This is a genomic window from Niveispirillum sp. FG148, assembly GCF_057809655.1.
Map to the genome: position 1 here is coordinate 1 of NZ_JBMDKJ010000038.1, position 23,032 is coordinate 23,032.

General features: G+C 63.9%; 17 protein-coding genes. 8 read left to right on the forward strand and 9 right to left on the reverse strand.

The window, feature by feature from the left end:
* Positions 1–243 precede the first annotated feature (243 nt).
* From ACODTW_RS25215 to ACODTW_RS25230, 4 genes are all read right to left on the reverse strand, one after another.
* The gene (locus tag ACODTW_RS25215; RefSeq protein WP_488948900.1) at positions 244–912 is read right to left on the reverse strand and encodes a TetR/AcrR family transcriptional regulator; all 669 of its coding nucleotides are present in this window, start codon (positions 910–912) and stop codon (positions 244–246) included.
* Positions 913–984: 72 nt separating this feature from the next.
* Positions 985–1,467 (reverse strand): DUF3237 family protein, encoded by a 483-nt coding sequence (locus ACODTW_RS25220; protein ID WP_488948901.1) that lies wholly within the window; start codon positions 1,465–1,467, stop codon positions 985–987.
* An 11-nt stretch (positions 1,468–1,478) separates the two neighbouring features.
* Positions 1,479–3,062, reverse strand: coding sequence for a carboxylesterase/lipase family protein (locus tag ACODTW_RS25225; protein WP_488948902.1), 1,584 nt, complete (start codon positions 3,060–3,062; stop codon positions 1,479–1,481).
* 49 nt (positions 3,063–3,111) lie between these two features.
* Positions 3,112–5,004 carry a bifunctional sugar phosphate isomerase/epimerase/4-hydroxyphenylpyruvate dioxygenase family protein gene (locus ACODTW_RS25230; RefSeq protein ID WP_488948903.1) on the reverse strand — a complete coding sequence of 631 codons (1,893 nt, stop codon included), beginning with the start codon at positions 5,002–5,004 and terminating at the stop codon, positions 3,112–3,114.
* 150 nt (positions 5,005–5,154) lie between these two features.
* Between ACODTW_RS25230 and aroQ the strand changes: the two genes are divergently transcribed.
* The 4 genes from aroQ to ACODTW_RS25250 all read left to right on the forward strand — a co-directional run bounded on the left by aroQ (position 5,155) and on the right by ACODTW_RS25250 (position 9,376).
* Positions 5,155–5,622 carry a type II 3-dehydroquinate dehydratase gene (gene aroQ / locus ACODTW_RS25235; RefSeq protein ID WP_488948904.1) on the forward strand — a complete coding sequence of 156 codons (468 nt, stop codon included), beginning with the start codon at positions 5,155–5,157 and terminating at the stop codon, positions 5,620–5,622.
* The gene (locus tag ACODTW_RS25240) at positions 5,619–6,470 is read left to right on the forward strand and encodes a shikimate dehydrogenase (RefSeq protein WP_488948905.1); all 852 of its coding nucleotides are present in this window, start codon (positions 5,619–5,621) and stop codon (positions 6,468–6,470) included. Before aroQ ends, ACODTW_RS25240 begins: the two co-directional genes overlap by 4 nt.
* 75 nt (positions 6,471–6,545) lie before the next feature.
* Complete coding sequence (locus tag ACODTW_RS25245) at positions 6,546–7,877, forward strand: MFS transporter (protein WP_488948906.1); 1,332 nt, start codon at positions 6,546–6,548, stop codon at positions 7,875–7,877.
* A gap of 893 nt (positions 7,878–8,770) precedes the next feature.
* Positions 8,771–9,376, forward strand: a complete 606-nt coding sequence (locus ACODTW_RS25250; RefSeq protein ID WP_488948907.1) for a TetR/AcrR family transcriptional regulator — start codon at positions 8,771–8,773, stop codon at positions 9,374–9,376.
* Positions 9,377–9,425: 49 nt separating this feature from the next.
* On the opposite strand, the gene ACODTW_RS25255 is transcribed toward ACODTW_RS25250, so the two are convergent.
* From ACODTW_RS25255 to ACODTW_RS25270, 4 genes are all read right to left on the reverse strand, one after another.
* Complete coding sequence (locus ACODTW_RS25255; protein WP_488948908.1) at positions 9,426–11,219, reverse strand: alkaline phosphatase D family protein; 1,794 nt, start codon at positions 11,217–11,219, stop codon at positions 9,426–9,428.
* Between the two features lie 181 nt (positions 11,220–11,400).
* Positions 11,401–13,716, reverse strand: a complete 2,316-nt coding sequence (locus tag ACODTW_RS25260) for a TonB-dependent receptor (RefSeq protein WP_488948909.1) — start codon at positions 13,714–13,716, stop codon at positions 11,401–11,403.
* A 183-nt stretch (positions 13,717–13,899) separates the two neighbouring features.
* Complete coding sequence (locus tag ACODTW_RS25265) at positions 13,900–14,988, reverse strand: isoaspartyl peptidase/L-asparaginase family protein (RefSeq protein ID WP_488948910.1); 1,089 nt, start codon at positions 14,986–14,988, stop codon at positions 13,900–13,902.
* A 46-nt stretch (positions 14,989–15,034) separates the two neighbouring features.
* Positions 15,035–16,978, reverse strand: a complete 1,944-nt coding sequence (locus tag ACODTW_RS25270; protein ID WP_488948911.1) for a multicopper oxidase family protein — start codon at positions 16,976–16,978, stop codon at positions 15,035–15,037.
* A gap of 249 nt (positions 16,979–17,227) precedes the next feature.
* On the opposite strand from ACODTW_RS25270, the gene ACODTW_RS25275 reads away from it, so the two are divergent.
* The gene (locus ACODTW_RS25275) at positions 17,228–17,659 is read left to right on the forward strand and encodes an OsmC family protein (protein WP_488948912.1); all 432 of its coding nucleotides are present in this window, start codon (positions 17,228–17,230) and stop codon (positions 17,657–17,659) included.
* Positions 17,660–17,856: 197 nt separating this feature from the next.
* On the opposite strand, the gene purU is transcribed toward ACODTW_RS25275, so the two are convergent.
* The gene (purU, locus tag ACODTW_RS25280) at positions 17,857–18,729 is read right to left on the reverse strand and encodes a formyltetrahydrofolate deformylase (protein ID WP_488948913.1); all 873 of its coding nucleotides are present in this window, start codon (positions 18,727–18,729) and stop codon (positions 17,857–17,859) included.
* A 192-nt stretch (positions 18,730–18,921) separates the two neighbouring features.
* Between purU and ACODTW_RS25285 the strand changes: the two genes are divergently transcribed.
* From ACODTW_RS25285 to ACODTW_RS25295, 3 genes are all read left to right on the forward strand, one after another.
* Positions 18,922–19,356: a MerR family transcriptional regulator gene (locus ACODTW_RS25285; protein WP_488948914.1), complete on the forward strand. Its 435-nt coding sequence runs from the start codon at positions 18,922–18,924 to the stop codon at positions 19,354–19,356.
* Positions 19,357–19,488: 132 nt separating this feature from the next.
* Positions 19,489–20,631 (forward strand): thiolase family protein, encoded by a 1,143-nt coding sequence (locus tag ACODTW_RS25290; RefSeq protein WP_488948915.1) that lies wholly within the window; start codon positions 19,489–19,491, stop codon positions 20,629–20,631.
* Between the two features lie 25 nt (positions 20,632–20,656).
* Positions 20,657–22,999 (forward strand): 3-hydroxyacyl-CoA dehydrogenase/enoyl-CoA hydratase family protein, encoded by a 2,343-nt coding sequence (locus ACODTW_RS25295; protein WP_488948916.1) that lies wholly within the window; start codon positions 20,657–20,659, stop codon positions 22,997–22,999.
* Positions 23,000–23,032: the final 33 nt, after the last annotated feature.

Here is a 23,032-nt window from a genome sequence, read left to right on the forward strand (position 1 = left end):
CCGCCCCCCCCACGGCAGATGCCGACAGGCACAGAATGGTGGCGGATAAGGCGGTGACGGAACGCTTCATTCTTTCCCCCCGACCATATTTTTGATTTTGCGGGTCCGGACGGACGATGCCAGGCGGCCCGATTTTCTTCGGTGAAGTTAATGTACGAAACAGTTCGTACGTCGTCAATCGCGTTTGTTATGCCGCAGTGCGTTTCTTTACGGCTGATGGAAATTCGTTATGTGGAGCGCTTTTCAGGCCTTGCGGCACCAGGTCATGACAATCTCCACCACCTGTTCCTTGCGGCGTGCCGCGGCCTGTTCCGACCCCAGCTCGTACCCGAAGATGGTGGAAAAGGTGTAGCGGTTGGAGACGTTGTAGAAGCTGAGTGCGCTGATGGTCATGTGCAGTTCGACCGGATCGATATCCGCCCGGAACAGACCCTCAGCCACACCCTTGTCCAGGATGGCCTTCAGGCCCTGAATCACATGCTGGCTGCGGCGCTTGATCCCCTCGACATGACCGATGAAGGCGCCGTGCAGGATATTTTCGTTCATCACCAGCCGGACGAATTCCGGGTTCCGGAAGTGATGATCGAAGGTCAGGCGGATATGGGCCTTCAGCGCTTCTTCCGCGCCGACATCCAGGATGGGCAGGGCCGCCTCAGAATCACGGATGGCGATATATTCCTGTTCCAGGACAGCCTGATACAGCCCCTCCTTCGACCCGAAATGGTAATAGATCATCCGCTTGGACGTGTCGGTCTTCTCCGCGATCTCGTCGATGCGGGCACCCATCAGGCCCTTGTCGGCGAATTCGCGCCGGGCCACGGCCAGGATATTGGCCTTGGTCTCATCGGCTTCGGCGGCGCGGGGATTGCGGGCCGGGGTTGCCGATTTTGACTTGGGCGCCGGGGCGTTCATGGATGATCCGTTGAATGATGGAGGTACGCGGGAGCCACAGGATAATGCGGCCCCGCGCGTTTTGTAGCGAATTCAGCCTTCCGCCGCAAAGACGCTGATGATCACGGCCCCACCACCGGGTACCGGGGCGATCCGGCCCACGAAGACGCGGCGGTTAAGCCATTCATATTTGCCGGCGGGCGCATGGAAGGCCGGGACGGTCATCAGGTAACGCGGATCCGGCACCGACAGGCCCTTGTTATGCACAATGATGACGGCACCGTCATCGGTGCGCAGGGAATAGAGCGCCTCGATCTCCCGCACACCATCCGGCCGGTCGACCTGCCAGTCGGCGCCGCCGGCCATCACCTCTCCCTTGATCCCGTCGCCGGTGAAGGTCCCGCCGGTAATAGGGATGAAGCGGCGATTGCCATGGTCGCTGACGCCCAACTCCACCGCCGGATCGACGGTGACGCGCGCTTGCAGGACCAGCCGCAGGCCGGGGGTGGGCACGGGCTCATAGGCTTGCGCTGCGGCAGGGCAGAGCAACAGCAGGCAAAGCAGCAGAAATCTCATGGTGACGCTCCTCAATCGCGCACACGCGGCGTGGTGGCGGGCGCCGGCGGCGGTGCCTCCCACCTGGCCAGCAGGTCCAGCGTCGCGTAACGCGGCCAGTCCATGACCCGCACCTGTTCACCCAGTTCCATCAGGCGCGGCTTCTTCGGGTCGAACCGGGGCCAATCAGGCGATGGCGCCCCGCCCTTGGCGAAGGAAAGCAGCATGGACTGCATGCGGGCGGCCAGTTCCAGATCGACCGGCTGCCAGTCGCGGGTGCGGCGGAACAGGTTCAGCGCCTCCTGGGTGCCCAGCCAATAGGGCACGTCGCCCGTGTGATAGGCGCCCACCGTCGCCGGATCATGGTCGGCAAAGCGGATGCCCGGCGTATAGGGATGGCGGCGGGTGAACAGCCAGACGTAGGTCGGCTGCTTCTGCGCCCGTGCCCAGGAAGCGACCTGCCGGCCGACGGTGGCGTCGCGCTGAATGTCGGTGATGGCGCGCTGGATCCCCGCCGCGTCCTTCACCGCATAGGCCTTCAGCACCTTGTCGGCCACGGTCGGAAAGGATTGCCGGATCAGCGCCTCATAAGCTGGAATATCGGCGGCACTACACAGGGTGCGGAAGCTTTCATCGCGGGTGAAGCCGATCATGACCGGCACATCGCTATGCCCGTCGCCCTTCATCGCCTGATCGGGGGGCAGCGTCAGGACCTTGCCATCCAGCACGATGGGGGAACGGCGGGGCAGGGGTGTGGCGATGATCCGGTCCCCGGCCATGGCCCGCATGTCGGCCAGGGAACCGGCCTTCAGCGCGTCCTGCAATCGCTTGCCATCGGCTTCGGCGTCGGTCAGGGGCAGGGGTGGCAGCAGGGCGCCGAAGGGGCTGCCGCTCATGCCGACGGCGCGGTGGAACAGGCCCTTGGCTTCCGGGCTGGCCATCAGCAGGCCGATGGACATGGACCCGGCCGATTGCCCCACCAGGGTGACATTGCCGGGGTCACCGCCGAAACCGGCAATGTTCTGGCGCACCCAGCGCAGGCCCTGGATCTGGTCCATCAGCCCGTAATTGCCGGAATGGCCACCGCCTTCCGCCGTCAGTTCCGGATGGGCCAGGAAGCCCAGGGTACCGACACGGTAGGAAAGGGCGACATAGATCACGCCCTGCTTGGCCAGGAATTCCCCGGAATAGTTGGGCATGCTGGCAGAGCCGACATTGAACGCCCCGCCATAGATCCAGACCATGACGGGATAGGGCTTGCCCGGCGCCGCCGGTTCCCGGGGCGCCCAGACATTCAGGTACAGGCAGTCCTCGCTGATCGCCTCATGCCCGAAATAATGGTTGATGGTGGACCCGCGCATGGGCTGCAGGCACATGGGCGCGAACCGGTCGGCATGCAGCACCCCCTTCCAGGGGGCAGCCGGCTGCGGTGGGCGCCAGCGCAGATCACGCAGCGGCGGGGCCGCGAACGGCACCCCCAGAAAGGCGTTCACGCCACTGTCCAGCAGCTTGCCCTCGATCACCCCGCCATCAACCTGCACGGTCTGGGCGCAAGCGGTGGCCAGCGGAAAGGACAGACAGGCGACGCCCAACAACAGGCGGGACCAGATGGACATGTTTCCTCCGTACATCTTGTTGTTTTTCGCGGGCGCTGTTTCAGCGGCGTCAGTAGGCCGTGTCGGTGTTGAACCGGGACTGTGCGGCCAGCCGCACAGCGGCATTGGCGGCGCCATAGGCGTCGTAGCCGCGGCGTTCGACAAATTCGAAGAAGAAGCGCTTGGCGAAGGCGCGGGAGTAAAGCTGGAAGAACTCCGCCTCCTCCGTCCGGTCATACAGGATGTCGTGTGCCGCCATCCGTTCCACCAGATCGGGGTCCAGGCCGAACCGCGCCTCGATATCGTCGTAATAGTTGCGGGGGATCGGCAGGCGTTCCAGCCCGCGTTCCTGCAATGCCTTTGCGGTCGCAAAGATATCACCGGTGGCCAGCGCCACATGCTGTACGCCCGCACCCAGATAATGGTTCAGGAAACGCGACGTCAGGGTTTGTGCCGCCGCCGACCCGTTCAGGGTGATGCGGAAAGACCTGTCGCCATTCTCGATCGCCTGGCTGTGGACGATGCCCAGCGGATCGGCGATTTCCAACTGCGGCGTCTTGGTCACGTCGAACAGCACGAAATAGTACAGCAGCCAGGACAGGAATTCCTCATACCCCATGGCCTGGGCGATATGGTCGATGCGGGTCAGCCCCACACCGGGCACGGCCGCCGCGGTCAGGGGGACGAAATCATTGCGCCAGACCTGATCCTGCGTCCCTTCCTCGATGAAATAGATCAGGCTGCCGCCCACGCCGCGCACACAGGGTATATCCATCTCACCCGGCCCCACTGCCTGGGCAAAGCGGGGTATGCGCAGGCTGTCGGCACGGGCGAGCGCCGCCGGCACATCATGCACCCGCAGGGCCAGCGCACAGACCGAGGCGCCATGCACGATGGAATGGCTGTGGGCAAAGCCCTCCGTCTCCCCATTCAGCACGATGTTGATGTCGCCCTGACGCCAGCGGGTCACGGCCTTGCTGACATGCCGCCCCACCGGTTCAAAGCCCATGCTGGCCAGCATGGCGCCCAATGGCCCGGCCTCTTCCTCCGTTGCGGCGAATTCGATGAATTCCACGCCGCGCACATCCACGCGCGGGGGCATGGTGGCCGGGCGTTTCAGCCGGGCCAGTGCCTCATCCTCCACCATCTTCAGCGAACGGAAGCCGTCGAGCGCGATACCGGACGCGGAGCCCGCGCGGAATCGGTCGTTGAATATCTCCAGTGACAGCGGCCCGCGATAGCCGATGGCGATCAGCGCCTTCACATAATCGGTGATGGGCAGATCGCCCTGGCCCGGCATGTTGCGGAAATGCCGGCTCCAGTACAGATGGTCCATGTCCAGGCGCGGGGCGTCGGCGATCTGTACGATGAACAGCTTGGCAGGGTCGATATCGCGGATGCTGTCGATGGGCACATTGCGGGCCAGTGAATGGAAACTGTCCAGGATCAAGCCGATATTCGGATGATTGACCCGGTGGACGATGTCCCAGGCGTCACGATGATCATGCACATGCCGGCCCCAGGCCAGCGCCTCGTACCCCACCCGCAGCCCCCGCGTCGCGGCCAGTGCGCCCAGATCCCGGAAATCATCGACGATGCGCCCGCGTTCGGGCAGCGATTGCGGGGAGACGTTGGAACAGACCAGCAGCAGGTCCGTGCCCAGTTCCGCCATCACGTCGAACTTGCGCTGCATCCGTTCAAAGGTGCGGGTGCGCAAGGTGCCGGGCATGCCTTCGAAATCGCGGAAAGGCTGGAACATGGTGATGGCCAGCCCCAGATCGGCCGCGATGCGGCGCACATCGGCGGGGCGGCCGTCGAAGGTCAGAAGGTCGTTCTCGAATATCTCCACGCCGCCGAACCCGGCCGCCGCCGCCGCTTCCAGCTTGCCGGTCAGGGTGCCGCTGATCGACACGGTGGCGATGGATTTGACCAGGCCGCCGGCCGGCATGTCCGCCCGTTCCATGTGCCCTCCCAATATCTTGATTGCTGCTGATTTTCGGGTCTTGAAAGACGCGCCTTGACGTGAACGTACTATTTCGTACACATTCGCGCAACGGCCAATGCCATCGGCCGATCAACGACAAACACCGCCTGTTACCGGGCGCAGGGGGGAATGGTGCCGGACCCTGTGGAACGACAGCCTGTCCACATTCTGAACGGGCCCAATCTGAATTTGCTGGGTACGCGGGAACCGGAAAAATACGGTCACCGCACCCTGGCCGATATCGAGGAAGCCTGCCGCCGCCAGGCGCGGGCGCTGGGCCTTTCCGTGCTGTGCCGGCAGAGCAATCATGAAGGCACGCTGATCGACTGGATCCATGCGGCGCGGACCGACGCGGCGGGGATCATCTTCAATCCCGGCGCCTACAGCCATACATCGGTCGCCATCATGGATGCGCTGCTGGCCTGCCCCATTCCGGTGGTGGAAGTGCATCTGACCAACATTCATCGGCGGGAGGCTTTCCGCCATCATTCCTATGTGTCTCTGGCGGCGACGGGTGTGATCTGCGGCCTTGGCGCCGACGGCTACCTGGCCGCTCTCACCTTTCTCGGCAACAGAGTGGGGAACAGCCCATCATGAACGGGAAATCCATCCTCGCGGGCCTGATCGGGTCGGGAATACAGGCATCCCTGACACCGCGTATGCATGAACAGGAGGGGGCCCGCCAGGGCCTTCGCTATGTCTATCGCCTGATCGATCTGAAACCGCTGGGTCTGGACGTGGCGGCACTGCCCGATCTGGTGGCAGGGGCGCAACGCTTCGGCTTCAACGGCCTGAACATCACCCATCCCTGCAAGCAGGCGGTGATCCCGCTGCTGGATGAACTGTCGCCGGAAGCCGCCGCCATCGGGGCGGTCAATACGGTCGTCCTGCAGAATGGTCGCAAGACCGGGCACAATACGGACTGGTGGGGCTTCGCCGAAGGGTTCCGGCGTGGCCTGCCCGGTGCCGATCTGCGCCATGTGGTGCAACTGGGTGCCGGCGGGGCCGGTGCCGCCGTCGGCTACGCGCTGCTGCGGCTGGGCGTGGAAAGCCTGTCGATCTTTGATGTGCAGATGGCGCGGGCCGACGAACTGGCGACCCGCCTCAACAGCCTGTTCGGAAACGGCCGGGTCAGGGCCGTACCGACACCCGACAGCGTGCTTCCCCACGCCCGGGGTCTGGTGAACACCACGCCGCGCGGCATGGCCGATTATCCGGGACTGCCGGTGGCGGAAGGGCTGCTGCGCCCTGACCTGTGGGTGGCGGAGATCATCTATTTTCCCATCGAAACGGAATTGCTGCGCACGGCCCGCCGGCTGGGCTGTCGCACGCTGGATGGCGGTGGCATGGCGCTGTTCCAGGCGGTGGGCGCCTTCCAGCTTTTCACCGGTATCGAACCGAACGCCGGTGACATGGGCGCGGATTTCAAGGCAATGCTGGGATAATAACGCTGCCGTGCGGGCGTAAACGCCGCGACAAGGCCCGACAGAAGGCCAGGCGCGGACCAGGGAGGGAAAAGAATGCTGACAAAGCCAGGCCCGAAGACCGACCAGGCCACCGCCGAATTCCAGGCACGCCTTGCCGCCCTGGAAGCGGCCCCGATGGGGCGCACGCGCCTGACGGTAGTGCTGCTCTGCTTTGTCCTGAACCTGCTGGATGGGGTGGATGTGGTGCTGCTGACCTATGCGGCACCCGTCATCGCCCAGGAATGGGGGCTGAAGGACGGCGCGCTGGGCATCGTGCTGACGGCCAGCCTGCTGGGCACGGCCTTCGGGTCGATGCTGATGGGGCCGGTGGCGGATATGATCGGCCGGCGCAAGGTGGTGCTGATCGCCATCAGCCTTATCGGGGCCGGCATGCTGCTGGCAGCAACGGCGCATGACATGGTGATGCTGGCCGTCTGGCGCGTGGTGACGGGGGTGGGCATCGGTGCCATCCTGGCTTCCATGGCCTCTATCACTTCAGAATTCTCAAACGCCAGACTGCGTAGCTTCTGGGTGGCCTTCCTGCAGGCGGGGTGGCCCATCGGGGCCATCATCACCGGCTTCGCCTCGGCCGTCCTGATCCAGACCTGTGGGTGGAAGCCGCTGTTCGTGGGATCGGGCCTGTTGTCGGCCGTCATCCTGCCGGTGGTCGCCTGGCTGATGCCGGAATCGCTGCAATTCCTGGCCAAACAGGATGCCCCCGACCGGTTGCAGCGCCTGAACCGGCTGCTGGTCAAACTGGGTCAGCCGCCCCTGAAAGACGCGCCCCCCTTGCCCGCGAAGCGTGGGGTGAAGCTGTCGGCCCTGTTCGAGGGACATCTGGCCCGCTCCACACCCGCCTTGTGGCTGGGCATGACGATGGGCTGGGCCGGGCTCTATTTCCTGATCAGTTGGATTCCGCGCATCGCGGTCAATGCCGGGCTGGCGCTGGATCAGGCCATCATGGCGGGCGCCACCTTCAATATCGGCGCCTTTATCGGCAGTGCCGGCATCGGCCTGATGGCAACGCGCCTGCCGCTGAACCGCCTGATCCCTGTCTTCCTGGGCAGTGCGACGCTGCTGATGCTGCTGTTCGGCTGGGTATCGATGCCGATTGCCGCCACCTTCGCGGTCATCCTGGGGCTGGGCATCCTGGTCCAGGGCGGGTTCAACGCCTTCTACCCAACCGCCGCACAGCTCTATCCCACGGAAATCCGGACAACCGGCATCGGCACGGCCATGGCCGTGGGGCGAAGCGGCGCCATTCTGGGGCCGCTGGCGGCGGGGTACCTGATGGAGATCGGGACCGACCGGGGCATGCTGTTCCTGATCTATGCGGTGCCGCTGGCCATCGCGGCGGCCGCTGCCTGGATGGTGTCGTCCCGGTAGGCGGCTGGACAAAATCAGCCCCTGCACGGTGACGGTGAAGGCGTGACCGGACGGTGCGGCGGCGGCGAATGCCTCCCAATGCAGATGATCGGCGAACCAGCAGCCCACAGGGCCCAGGCCATGGACAGAAGCGGTGTGACACCGATACCGCCGGTCAGCAGCAGAGCCGGCGCGGTACTGCCCTCCAGCGGGAAATGGCCGCGAGGGCGGCCGATGCTCAGAGTCATGCCCTTTTTCAGGTTCGCACGAATCCAGGCCGAACCGCGCAGGATCGATAGTGACAGGCATTTCGGCCGCGACCCCGCCCTTGTCATGACCAGGATATCAATGGTCGCGATGCAAGCCCCGAAATTGGCAAGCCGTTGCCATGACCATCGCCCTCTCTATGCAACCAGCATATAACCTGGGGGGCTGTCGGCGGCAGGGTGACGGGGGGCGGCGAACGGCAGATTCATCCAAAGAACGGACCGGGACAGCACAATAGCGATCGTCGGTCCGCGGTACCTGGCGCTTGTTCCACATTTTGCGGTTCCGCGTGGAACCGGTCCTGCCGGGGGGGGGCTGTGGCCGTCATGGGGCAGTTGCATGTCTCCTGGCAGAGTGCGCCAACTCACAGCGGCCCGGCGTGATTTGCGTCGCTTTTTTGGTTGTTATCAGCTTGGGCCGGCAGATGAAATTAAATTATATTGTTGCCCTCTGTGTTGAGGGGCGCAGTGCCGCGGTTGATATTCTGGATGGCCCGCGCAGCGTCACAGACAATGAAAAGATGTATAATAATTTATCGTATTGTCATGAGCTTCCTACATCATTTTCCGAGCGAAGGTGATAATATGTTGTTCAGCCTGCTAGGGTCTGTGACCTGATCTCATTTGGAACTGACTTTTCTGCGAGAAATGCAAAAAATCATACAATCAGAAGGGGTTGCTGATCGGGTCCGTAGCCGAGGCCGCCCCCGCGACCCGGAGAAGGATCGTCTCATCCGCGACGCGACCTGGAAGCTGATCGCCCGCCATGGCTATGACGCCTTGACGTTTGAGGCCATCGCGCAGGAGGTCGGGTGCAGCCGGACCACGCTCTATCGTCGCTTCCCGACGAAGGAAGAACTGGTCACGACCGTACTGGAAAAGACACTCCGCGCGGTGGAACCCGTCATCCGGGACGACATGACGCCGCGCGACGTGCTGATCATGCTGGTACGGGTCGGTGTGGAATATCTGTCGGGTCACCGCGGGGCGGCGATCCTGAACGTCGCTTCCGCGGCACGCAGCAAGCCGGAACTGGCCCGTGTGTTCGACAACCATCTGGCCAATGTCGCCCCGTACTACATTGCCCAATTGCGCCGGCTGTCGCCGGAAGCCGACGCTGCCAAGGTCGATTTCGTGCTGCATACGCTGATGGGCAGCTTCATCCACCATATCGCCATCCGGCGCGTCGGCCTGTCCCAGGCGCAGATGGAGGATCTGGTCGATCAGGCCATCGGCCTGATCACCAAACCCTGAAGCCATGGGGCGGCCGGCCGCGGCTGCGGACCGGTCGCCCCCCTTGAACTCACACCTCTTCGATGGATCGGATGCCGCCTTCCGTGCCGGGAAGGATGCGATAGCTTTTCAGGATGAAACGCTTGTAATCGCGGCTCAGCACCGTGGTGACACCGATCAGGTCGACGCGGGCCTCTTCCGCCGACAGGGTCAAGAGCGCGAAGCCTTTGGTCAGATGCTGGTTGAACAGCACTTCCTCGCACGCGTCGGCGAAAGCAGGCCCCAGCTCGACATTGCCCAGCATATTGCCCAGGCTGCTGCTGGTAATGGCGGTGGTGCCGATTTCCGCGGCGATGCGGCGGCGGCCGGCGCCATTCAGCTCGTTCACCCAGAAGGCATGGCTGTCACCGGACAGGACCAGCGGGCGGGCGCCGGATTCCGTCAGGATGGCATCCATGCGGGCGCGCGCCGCCGGATAGGCATCCCAACCGTCGAATTCGAACGGGATGTCACGGGGCAGTTCCGCCAGTTGCCGGACCCAGGGACGCAGATAGGGCGTCATCTGCGCCAGCGCCTTTTCCCAGCCGTCCTTGCCCAGGGCGGCCACGACATCGACACCGGTCGTATGGGCCATGACCACTTGGTTGCCCAGGATCTGCCAGGGCTTGCCGGCACGGACGGAGGTTTCAAGCTGCGTGCGCAGCCATTTCTCCTGCGCGTCACCCAGCACGGTCCGCGAAGGATCCTCGATCCGCTTTTTCAGCGCCTCGGTATCCAGCTTGATGCCATAGGGGGCGGGGATGGGCTTGCCCGTGCGGGCGGCCGTCAGCACTTCCTTGACGATGGCGGGGTCGGTCACCTGCACCGGCTTGGCCGGGTCGGTCTTGTCCATCACCAGCCAACGGGTGTCCTGCGGGTCGCGCAGGCTGATCTGGCGGCTGCGGCCGACATGCCGGTTTTCCAGCATCACCAGGGTTGCCAGATCGCCCAGTTCGAAGGTGCGGTTGATCTCTTCGAACCTGCGGCCCTGTTCGGGGTCCCGGATAGGGATCCATTCGTAATAGGCCCGGACGGACGCGGTGCGCCGTTCGATCCAGTCGCCTTCCTCGGCCTGATGGTTCTGGCCGCCGCCGGTCCAGCAATCATTGGCCGTCTCATGATCGTCCCAGACACAGATCCAGGGCGCGCGGGCATGGGCCGCCTGCAGGTCCGGGTCCAGCCGGTAGCAGGAATGCCGCTCGCGGTAATCGGCCAGGGTCACCGCCTCATTCAGCGGCGTCGGCGCGCGGCCGATCTTCTGGCCGATCGACATGCCCAGCTGGTCAGGCGCCCCGCCATATTCATAGATATAGTCGCCAAGATGCAGCACCAGATCCAGCCGGTCCAGCGCCGCCATCTCCTTATAGGCATTGAAGAAGCCGGTGGAATAAAGCGCGCAGGACGCCACCGCGACGACCATGTCCTTCACCTTGCCTTCCGGCAGGGTCTGGGTCAGGCCGACGGGCGAGGTCTGTCCGCCGCAGCGGAACCGGTAATGATAGCGGGTCAGTGGACGCAGGCCCGCCGCATCCACCTTCACCGTGAAGTCGCGGGCGGCACTGGTGCGGACCGTGCCACGGCGGACGGAACCCTTGAAGTCCGGGTCCTCCGCGATTTCCCAATCCACATCCACCGGGCCGGCATCGGCCTGGGCGGGCGTCACGCGCGTCCACAGGATCACCCGGTCCTGGCGCGGGTCGCCGGACGCCACGCCGTGGCGGAAGGTGACGGCCGGCGCATTGGCTGCACCGGCCGCCGTACGCACGGTCGCCGTCAATGTGGCGGCGCCGGCCAAGCCCAGGGCACCGCGTCGATTGATTTTCATGATGGCACCTTCTCCTTGGAGCGTATTTCCGTTGACCGGAAACACGCTCTAGCCTTTCGTTTTCCTCAGTCGCCGGCGCTGCGCTGCATCGGCAGCTTGGCTACGCCGCACAAGCGGCGCGGCGGCAGTCGCCGCCGGAGCTGTTTCCGGTCAACCGAAAACAGCTCTAGCTGGATGGCCGTCAGAACTTGACGTTCAGATCGACGCGGACCGTGCGGCGCGTGCCGGACACGAAGGTCGGCATGCCGAACGAGTCACCCGTATTGCCGGCATCGACGATGAACTTGCGGTCCAGCAGGTTCTCGCCGACCAGATCGATGGACCAGGGGCCGCTTTCCGGCGTGAAGGACAGCTTGGCGTTCAGCAGGCCGAAGGCCTTCTGCACTTCGTCCAGCCTGGTGTCGGAATAGGCGGCGGGCGTGCGCACCTGCAGGTCGGCGCGGTCATTATCGTCGGAGAAGAATATCTTCGACTGCCAGCTGTAGAAGGGCGCGAAGGCCAGGGTGCCAAAGGGCACATCCGCCGTGGCGTTCAGGCCGATGGCGAACTTGTGGTCCGGGCTGTTGCGGAACTGATTGCCCTCATAGGCGCCATTGTCGAAGCGCGCATGATTGTAGGCATAAGTGCCCAACACCGACAGCGCCGGGACGATCTGCCAGCTGACCTGGGTTTCGATCCCGGTGGCGCTGGCGTCGCCGGCATTGACGGAGGTCAGCACGCCATCGACGCGCTGCTTCGTCTGGAAATTGGAGTAGGTGTAGTGATAGATCGACGCGTCGCCCTGCAGGCGGCCGTTGAACAGCCGGTATTTCACGCCGGCCTCGCTGGAGGACAGCTTTTCCTCCGGCACCAGATCGGCGCGGCCCGACGAGGTCAGTTCCACGACATCCGGGCGCTTGCCCACGCCATGCACGGCATAGAGATTGACCGAAGGTGTAACCGCATAGCGCACGCCCACGCGGCCTGTGACCAGGGTGGAGGAATGGTTGGCCGTCACGGCCACACCGCCGGGGGTGGAGGTGATCAGCAGTCCCTTGCCCGTCAGTTTCGACACGCCCAGCGGCGTGTTGGCCAGCAGCGACACGTCCTTTTCGTCCCAGGTCACGCGACCACCGACAAATGTCTCCAGCGTATCGGTGATGTGCCAGGTGCCGTCGGCGAAGACATCGTAGGTTTCGATATCCGCCGTCTGCACCTTGCGGTCCATGTGGAAGGCCTTGTAGCTGGCTGCCTTGGCGCCCAGGGCGCTGATGATCTGGTTGTTGGTCAGTCCCTTGGGCGCATAGCGCTGCAGGTTGCCCGTCAGCAGCAGGGCCATGGCCCGCTCATCTGACCCCAGATCCACCGACACATGGTTCTCGGCCTTGAAATAGCCGGCGCCGATGAAGCCTTCGAACGGGCCGACATCGCTGATGTTCAGCCGGACTTCCTCTGAATATTGCCGGCCGCCATTGCACTGTTCATAGGCGATGATGTTGGTCGGCGTGCCGTCAATATCGCCGGCCTGGCAGGCGCTGTACCAGCGATAGCCGCTGACGGAGGTCAGCGACAGATTGTCGTTGAGCGTCAGGCGTGCCGTGCCGCTGAGGCCCAGCACTTCACGCGCGGTATAGGCGGCCGGCATCTCTCCGAAGGTGCCGATATGGGTCGGCGACCAGAAATTCAGGTCACCCTCGACGGCGCCCGTCTGCTGGTTCAGCGGCAGGAACAGGCCTGACTTGAAGGCGCCACCGCTGTTGGTGTCGTCCTTGTCATAGGTGCCGGCGAAATCGAAGGAGAAATCACCTTCCGGCTTGTAGCTGGCGGTCAGGCGATAGGCGCGGGCATCGACCTTGTTATAGCTGTCGTCGCTTTCCGCATCCTTCACATAGCCATTCTGCTTGTGGACCAGGGCGCCGGCGCGGACGCCGAAATCGTCGGACAGCGGCAGGTTCACCACGCCCTGCACCTGACGATAGCCGTAATTGCCGATGCCTGCCTTGAACTCCGCTCCCAGGTCGCTGGTCGGCAGCTTCTGGAAGACGGAGACACCGCCATTCAGCGCCGAGCGGCCGTGCAGGGTCGATTGCGGACCCTTTTCCACTTCCACCCGGTCAACGTCGAACATTTCGGCATAGGCCGACGCGATCTGGGTGATCGGGATGCCGTCCTGGAACAGGGCGACGCGCGGCTCGCTGGCGGGGGAGGTGTCGTCCGACGTGATGCCGCGGAGCGAGATGCCGGGCAGCAGGCGGTCCTGCAGCTGGATGACCAGACCCGGCGTGATCTGGGCCACGCGGCTCAGTTCCGTGGCACCGATCTGCGACAGCAATTCACTGTCATAGGCGCTGATCGACATCGGCACGTCGGAGATGCGCTGCGCCCGCTTCTGCGCGGTGACGATGATCTCCTGAAGTTCCTCAACCGGTTCCGCCGCGCTGGCGGAGGTGGCCGGCTGGGCCTGGGCAAGCGAACAGGTGCCCAGCAGCATGGCCGTGAGCAGGCTGACCTTTTTCATGATGTTACTTTCCTCCCCATCGTTTATTATCGATACGGTCTTGTATCGTTAATGAACGATGGCTTCAAGCGCTGATTCCGATACGTCAATGTATCGTAATTGTGTTGCAGATATATGTATGCCGTTCCGGCCGTCGGTGGACGGCCGGTTGGCGGCAGCGCAGAAGGTATTTTCAGCTGCGGCTCAGTTCTCGCCCTTGAAGATGCCGACGATCGGTTCGCCCCCGGCCACCTGCCGGGCGCGGTACATGCCGGATGTGTTGAAGGACCAGGCAACCTGGCCATCGGGGGTCACGGAAATGATGCCGCCATCGCCGCCCAGCGCGGTCAGGCGGGACTGGATCACCTCGTCCGCCGCCTGTTGCAAGGACAGGCCCTTCAGTTCGACCAGATCGCAGATCGACCGGGCCACGCCCAGGCGGATGAAATACTCACCCGTCCCCGTGGCCGATACGGCGCAGGATTTGTCGCTGGCATAGGTGCCGGCGCCGATGATGGGCACGTCACCGACCCGGCCCCACAGCTTGGCCGTCGTGCCGCCAGTGGAGGTGCCGGCGGCGACATGGCCGGCGCTGTCCAGGGCCACGACGCCGACCGTGCCGTATTTGCGATCCTCGAACGGCATGTCGGCAGCGGCCAGGGGTACCGGTTCCGGCCCCACACCGGGCGGGCGCGGCGGGATGGGCAGACCGCGATCCTTCAGGGTCTTCTTCAGCGACTGCCAGCGGCGTTCGGTGAAGAACCAGGAGGGTTCGGCCTGCTCCACGCCCATCTCGCGCCCGAACCGTTCTGCCCCGGCGCCGATCAGCATGACATGCGGTGATTTTTCCATCACCGTGCGGGCCAGCGTGATGGGGTTGCGGCTGCCGGTGATGCCGGCGACGGCCCCGGCTTTCAGGTTGCTGCCATCCATGATGGCGGCATCCAGTTCATTGCGGCCATCGGCGGTGAAGACCGCGCCCTTGCCGGCATTGAATTGCGGATCATCCTCCAGCCCGCGGACGACCGCCTCTACCGCGTCCAGGGCGCTGCCGCCCTTGTCCAGCACGGCGCGGCCCCGGCCCAGGGCAGCCTGCATGGCGGCACGGTAGGATGCCTCCGTCTCCGGTCCCATCGTTTCCCGGTCCATGACGCCGGCCCCGCCATGGATAGCCAGCGCCCAGGCCGGACGGGCAGGGGCCGCCGCCTTCGGTGCCGGGGCGGTGGCGCAGGCCGACAGGGCGAACAGGCCTGCCAGCAGAACGGCGCGGGTGGCGGACGGAACGATGGCCAAGATCACTCTCCCCGGAACGGATGAACCGCGGAGAGTGATAGCAGGCTCACTTCGCCAGTTCGACCAGTTCCATCATGCCATTATCCTCGTGGTTCACGTTATGGCAGTGCATGACCATGCCGCCCGTGAAATCCAGCGCCCGGCTGAGGAACTGCAATATCTCGCCATTGCCGCCCGGCGGGTTGCTTCCCGGCTGCAGGGTGTTGCCGTTGGGGAAGGTGCAGCCCCCCGGCCCTGGCGCGCAGTTGATCAGCGCCGTGTCACGCCAGATCGGGAAGTCGTAATCGACCGAACCACGCTTCACGACCTGGAAGGAGTTGATGTGGATGTGGAACATGTGGGTATCGGACGCGCTCTGCACGCCCCATCGATCCATCTGGCCCAGCTTCAACCGGCGCTGCACCCGTTCCAAGTTGAAGGGACGGCCATTGACGACCGAAGCGCCGCCGATGGCGCTGGGCGCATATTCGACATTGGTGAAGCCGAAGACGACACCTTGCGTCGGGCCCGGTGGCACGTCCTTGGCCTTGGTCAGATCGATGGGCGTATAGAGCCTGTTCAACTCGCTCTGCGTCGGCACGGCGCTGTTCACCTTGCGGCCATGCTTCTTCACCTCGACATACATGATAAGCTGGCTGGCGGGGATATGACCCCCGGCATCCACCGTCAGGGGGCCCTGGCACAGGCCGCTGGTCGTGGCGCTCTGGCTCGGGGCTGGCGCCTGGATCAGGGCAAAGCGGCCTTCGCCGTCCGGCGCCTTGACCATCAGGTCCAGGCGCTGCCCCGGGGCCATCAGCACCAGTTCATTGGTGATGACGTCCGTTCCGGCCGTCTTGGTGGTCAGATCATAGACGGGGGCGCCCAGGGGGAAGGGCTGGTCCGCCGCGCCGGGGGGCAGGGGGCGCTGGATGGGAATGCCGTCGGCTGCCAGGGCATAGAGCGCCGGGGCCGGCGCCTTGGTTCCGGCCATGGGCACCAGACAGAAGGGCAGGACATTGCCGACCGTCGTGTTGATGACGCGCCACAGCATCGCTTCACCCGGCGCCATGGTGATGCTCGGATCCATCTGACCATTGACGGAGAATTTCTGGTTCACGGCAGAGGTGGTGGTCGACTTGTTGCCCAGCGTGCTGCAAATGCTGCTGCCATAGACGGCTTGGCAATTGACGGCGTGCCGCGCCTCCTTCTCATCGGCGGCATTGGTACGGGTATAGAGGATTTCCTGGACGACCAGGATGCGCTCGCCATTCAGGCTTTTGGCCTGTTTCACGGCGGGCAGGCTGTCGATGCCGGTCTTGTCATCTTCAATGATCAGCGCGCCGGCCATGCCGCTGCCCAGTTGGATTGCCACCGACCCGTGCTTGTGCGGGTGATACCAGTAGGTGCCGGCCGGGTGTTTCTCCGGGATCTTGTATTCATAGTCAAACGCCCCCTGCACGCAGACATGGCGATAATCGACATCGCGGTCAGTGCTGTGCTGGCAGTCCAGAATATCCTGGGTTTTGGCATCGGCCGGCAGGATGTTCAGCAGGACATTGTCGCTGCTGCCCTGCGGGCTGACATGCAGGCCATGGGTATGCAGGTTCAGGATGTCGAACCCGTGCGGCAGCGTGTCGACATAGGTGGTGTCCAGCGCACTGTGACCATTGATGGCCGGCGAAACCGGAAAATCGTCGCCGGCTTGTGCCATCTGTTTCATTTCATTAGCGAAATGAAGCTTCACCACCTCACCCGGATGGGCACGCAGGGTGGGGCCGACCAGCCGCGCGCGGTCCTGCCCCCCCTTCTTCCTGCCCTCTGACACGAAACTGCGGGTCAGGATGTGGTCACCATAGGGGGGAAGCCGGTATTCGGCTGTCCGTGCGGTCAGAACATATTGGCCCTGCCCGTTCATCTGCATGTCGGGTGGATTTTCCAGCTCGTCCGCCATGCAGACGTGCGCTGCCGCCAGGCACAAGCCGGCGGCCCCCGTCAGGAACCGAAGACGCATATCCATCCCCCCTCAAGATACGCCCGGTTCACATCCCGGAACCGTTGGGCGGGAAAAGGATATCAGCTAATTGGTAATATGCCAGTTACTACTTTATAAACAGATTTCCTGAAACTTCCGCATATTGGCCTGTCCAGGGCCGATATGGTTCTGCTGTTAATTTCCCCAAAATCGGTGGGCGAACATCTGCGGAATGTCATCGCCTGATGCTATGATTGCATCTCCGAACCATTCGCAGGAGAAGCAGATATGGCGCAGATCAAGCGTACCGCCAATGCCGTCTGGCACGGCACCGGCAAGGATGGCAGCGGCACCCTGTCCACGCAGAGCGCTACGCTGGCCAATGTTCCCTATTCCTTTGTCGCCCGCTTCGGCGACGGCAAGAGCACCAACCCGGAGGAACTGATCGCCGCCGCCCATGCCGGCTGCTTTTCCATGCAGCTGTCGTTCCTGCTGACGGCTGCCGGCTTTCCACCGGAGGAGCTGAAAACCGGTGCCGTTCTGGTCATGGAAAGCGATGGCGGCGGCTGGAAGATCGCAGCTTCGGAACTGACCCTGACGGCCAAGGTGCCGGGCATCGCCCCTGACAAGTTCAATGAACTGGCGGCGCAGGCCAAGGCCATGTGCCCGGTTTCCGAGGTGTTGAATGCTGAGGTGCGGCTGAACGCGACGCTGCTGTAAGCACAGGGCAGGGGGGGGATTGCACCCCGGGTTGCCCCTTTGTTCCCAAGAGCTGTTTTCGGCTATCCGGAAACAGCTCCGGCGGCGACCGCCGCCGCGCCGCTCGTGCGGTGTGAAGCCAAGCTGCCGGATGGCAGCGCCGGCATTTGAGGCGCAATGAATAAGCTGACGCTGTTTCCGGTCCACCGGAAACAGCGTCAGCGGAAAATCACCGTCCGCTTGCCGTCCATGATGATGCGGTGTTCCAGCTGCCATTTCACGGCGCGGGCCAGCACGGCGCATTCCACGTCGCGGCCCATATTCACCAGATCTTCGGGCGTGTGGCTGTGGTCCACGCGCTGGATGTCCTGTTCGATGATGGGGCCTTCATCCAGGGCCTTGGTCACGAAATGGGCCGTGGCGCCGATGATCTTCACGCCGCGGTCATGGGCCTGGTGATAGGGCTTGGCGCCCTTGAAGCTGGGCAGGAAGGAATGATGGATATTGATGCAGCGCCCTTCCAGCACGTCGCAGAATTCCGGCGACAGGATCTGCATGTAGCGGGCCAGCACGACCAGATTGGCGCCGCTTTCATTGATGATGCGGGTGAACTGCGCTTCCTGCTCGGCCTTATTGTCCTTGCCCACGGGCAGGTAGTGATAGGGAATGCCTGACCATTCCACGAAGCTGCGCATCTCGTCATGGTTCGACACGACGGCAGGGATGTCCATCTTCAGGATGCCGGAACGCTGCCGGTGCAGCAGGTCGTACAGGCAATGGCCGAACTTCGACACGGCGATGACGACCTTGGGCTTCACGCCCATGTCGTGCAGTTCCCAATGCATGTCATAGGCCCGCGCGATGGGCGCAAACCCTTCCTTCAGCGTCGCCAGATCGGGAAAATTCACCCCGTCGGCCCGGAAAACAGTGCGCATGAAGAACTGATTGTTCAGGGCGTCGTTGAAATGGTTCGATTCCGTGATCGAGGCGTCGTGCTGCGCCAGATATGTCGACACCGCCGCCACGATGCCCTTGCGGTCCGGGCAGCGGACCACCAGCACATAAGGACCCTGCTCACCTGTCGCGACCATCACTCAACACCCTGTTCATGCAAAATTCTTGAAGTCGGGGAGAGTTGCGACTGGCCGCGCCGCTTGTCCACCCCCAGATTAGGGAGAGGGACGGCGGGGATGGCGGCCATGCAAAAACCGCTTGACCTTGGGGTCGGTTGCGCCTACCTATTACGTAAACGTAAGCCACCTGTCCACGACAAGGGCCGTTGCATGCTGAACACCATGGAACAAGCGAAGCCGGGCACTCTGCCGGCTCAGACCTTCACCATCGGCCAGCTGGCCGAGGAGTTCGGGCTGACCCTGCGCTCGCTGCGATTCTACGAGGATGAAGGACTGATCTCTCCGGCCCGCGTCGGGCAGACGCGCATCTATGGTCATCGTGACCGCGCGCGGCTGAAGCTGATCTGCCGGGGCAAGCGGCTGGGCTTTTCCATCGGCGAGATAAAGGATTTCCTGGATCTCTATGACACGGACGAGGCGCAGGTGGAGCAGATGTCCTATCTGCTGCGCCGGGCCCGCGACCGTATCGTGCATCTGGAACAGCAGTTGCGCGATGTGCAGCAGACCTTGAAGGAATTGCATGAGATCGACGGCATGATCGTGTCGCATCTGCATGCCAAGGGCGTTCCGGTCCCGACCGAGTAACCATCTTGACCGTTCCGGGCGAAATGACTTCATACGCACGTTTGAATTGAGTTATCCTGCTTTCCAAAATCCATCGGCACCGCACGGTAGAGGCGGGCCGCTGCCACCACCCAGGCGAGGAGCGCATAAGAGATGAAGAATGTCGTCATTGCCGGCTATGCCCGGTCTCCCTTCCACATTGCCGGTAAGGGCGAGCTGATCAAGGTCCGTCCGGACGATCTGGCCGCCGCCGTGGTCAAGGAACTGCTGGCGCGCACGGGCGTGGACGGTGCGGCCGTCGAGGATCTGGTGATGGGCTGCGCCTTCCCGGAAGGCGAGCAGGGTTTCAACGTTGCCAAGATCGTCGCCATGATTGCCGGCCTGCCGCAGTCGGTGGCCGGTGCCACCGTCAACCGCTTCTGCGGTTCCTCCATGCAGGCCATCCATCAGGCTGCCGGCGCCATCGCGCTGGGCGCCGGTGATTGCTTCATCGCCGCCGGCGTGGAAAGCATGAGCCGCGTGCCGATGGGCGGTTACAACCCGATGCCGAACGCGGCCCTGAATGCCGCGAACCCCGGCGCCTACATGTCCATGGGCATCACGGCCGAAAACCTGGCCAAGAAGTTCGGCTTCACCCGCGCCCAGCAGGAAGCCTATGCCGTCGAAAGCCATGCCAAGGCCGCCAAGGCCCAGGCTGAGGGCAAGTTCGAGGCCGAGATCGTTGCCATCACCACGCCCGACGGCAAGGTGGTGAAGCAGGATGGCGGCATCCGTCCGGGCACGACGGCGGAGACGCTGTCGACCCTGAAGCTGGCCTTCGATGCCGAAAACGGCACCGTCACCGCCGGCACCTCCTCGCCGCTGACCGATGGCGCGTCGGCCGTGCTGGTCTGCTCCGAAGATTTCGCCAAGGCCCATGGGCTGAAGGTGATGGCCAAGATCCGTTCCATCGCCGTCTCGGGTTGCGATGCCACGATCATGGGCTATGGTCCGGTGCCGTCCTCGCGCAAGGCCCTGGCCCGCGCCGGTCTGACCATCGCCGACATCGACATCGTGGAAAGCAACGAGGCCTTTGCCGTGCAGTCGATGACGGTCGCCAAGGAACTGGGCTTCGACCCGGCCAAGGTGAACCTGGATGGCGGCGCCCTGGCGCTGGGTCACCCGCTGGGTGCTACCGGCGCCCGCATCACCGGCAAGGCCGCCAGCCTGCTGGTGCGTGAAGGCAAGTCGCTGGCGCTGGCCACCCAGTGCATCGGCGGCGGTCAGGGCATCGCCACCATCCTGGAAGCGGTCTGATCCGGTCGGCAGGGGAGAACTACCCATGACCATCAAGAAAGCCGCCGTGATCGGCTCCGGCGTGATGGGCAGCGGCATCGCCGCCCATATCGCCAACGCGGGCATTCCCGTCTATCTGCTGGACATCGTCCCGCAGGCCGTCAAGGACAATGGCGGTGACCGCTCGGTCGTCGCCAAGACGGCCATTGAGAAGATGCTGAAGACCGACCCGGCCCCCTTCATGCACAAGAAGGCGGCCAGCCTGGTCACCCCCGGCAATATCGAAGACGATCTGGAAAAGCTGGCCGACGTCGACTGGATCGTCGAAGCCGTGCTGGAAAACCCCAAGATCAAGCACGACCTGTATCAGAAGCTGGAAGCCGTGCGTAAGGACGGCTCCATCGTCTCGTCCAACACCTCCACCATCCCGCTGAATATCCTGCTGGAAGGCCAGTCGGAGCGGTTCGCGGCCGATTTCTGCATCACCCACTTCTTCAATCCGCCGCGCTACATGCGTCTGCTGGAAGTGGTGAAGGGTCCCAAGACCAGGGCTGATGCGTTTGACACCGTCAGCGCCTTCTGCGACCGCGTCCTGGGCAAGGGCGTGGTGGAATGCAAGGACACGCCGGGCTTCATCGCCAACCGCATCGGCACCTATTTCATGGCCGCCGCCGTGAACGAGGCCATCGATGGCGGCCTGACGGTGGAGGAGGCGGACGCCATCACCGGCCGCCCCATGGGCATTCCCAAGACCGGCACCTTCGGCCTGATCGACTTGGTCGGTCTGGACCTGATGCCGCTGATCTCCAAGTCGCTGCTGTCCACGCTGCCGGCTGACGACGATTATCGCCGGATCCATCGCGACAACGCGCTGGCCAACAAGATGATCGCCGAAGGCTATACCGGCCGTAAGGGCAAGGGTGGCTTCTATCGCCAGACCAAGGCTGCCGATGGACGTCGCGTCAAGGAAGCCATCGACCTCACGACGGGCGTCTATCGCAAGTCGGAACGGGCGACGCTGGCATCCGCTTCGGCCAAGAACCTGAAGGCGCTGGTGGAAACCGCCGATGCCGGCGGCGCCTATGCCTGGCGCGTGCTGTCGCAGGCCTTGTCCTATGCCGCCGATCTGGTGCCGCAGATTGCCGAACAGATCACGGCCGTCGATGACGCGATGCGCCTGGGCTATAACTGGAAGGCCGGCCCGTTTGAGCTGATCGACCAGTTGGGCACCGGCTGGTTTGCCGAAAAGCTGGCGGCCGAGGGCAAACCCGTTCCGCACATGGTGAAGGTGGCCGCCGGCCGTCCCTTCTATAAGGTGGAAGGGTCCAAGCTGCTGTTCCTGGGCACCGATGGCGAGTATGCCGAGGTGAAGCGTCCCGACGGCGTGCTGCTGCTGACCGACATCAAGCGCGGGTCCAAGCCGGTGGCGAAGAATCCGTCGGCCAGCCTGTGGGATATCGGCGACGGCGTCCTGTGCCTGGAATTCACCTCCAAGATGAACGCGCTGGACGCCGACATCATGGGGTTGATCCGCAAGGCCATCGGCATCATCGGCGACGGCAAGTCCGGCCCTTACAAGGCGCTGGTCGTGCATAACGAGCAGGCGAATTTCTCGGTGGGCGCGAACCTGGGCCTGGCCCTGTTCGCCATCAATATCGGTCTGTGGCCGCAGATCGAGAACACCATCGCCGAGGGTCAGCAGACCTACAAGGCCCTGAAATACGCCCCGTTCCCCACCGTCGCCGCCCCGTCGGGGATGGCGCTGGGTGGCGGTTGCGAAATCCTGCTGCACAGCTCCGCCATCCAGGCCCATGCCGAGACCTATACGGGTCTGGTGGAGGTCGGGGTGGGTGTGCTGCCGGGTTGGGGCGGCTGTAAGGAGATGGTCATCCGCCATCTGGACAACAAGCGTCGTCCGGGCGGCCCCATGCCGGCCCTGTCCGCCGCGTTTGAGGCCATCAGCACCGCCAAGGTCGCCAAGTCGGCCTTCGAAGCGCGTGACATGCTGATCCTGCGTCCGACCGACGGCATCACCTTCAACAAGGACCGTCTGCTGGCCGACGCCAAGGCCAAGGCCCTGGCGCTGGCGGCGGATTACACCCCGCCGCAGGAACCGGAAATCCGCCTGCCGGGCCCGACGGCGGCGACCGCTTTCGGTATGGCGGTTGAAGGTTTCGCCGGTCAGGGCAAGGCCACGCCGCATGACGTGGTGGTGTCCAAGGCCGTGGCCTTCGTGCTGTCCGGTGGCAACACCGACATCACGCGGGTGATGACCGAAGACGACCTGCTGACCCTGGAGCGCGAGGGCTTCCTGGCGCTGACCAAGACCACCGGCACCATCAACCGCATCGAGCATATGCTGGAAACCGGCAAGCCGCTGCGGAACTGAGGTTGAGACGGGCGGAGAGATTAGTCTCTCCGT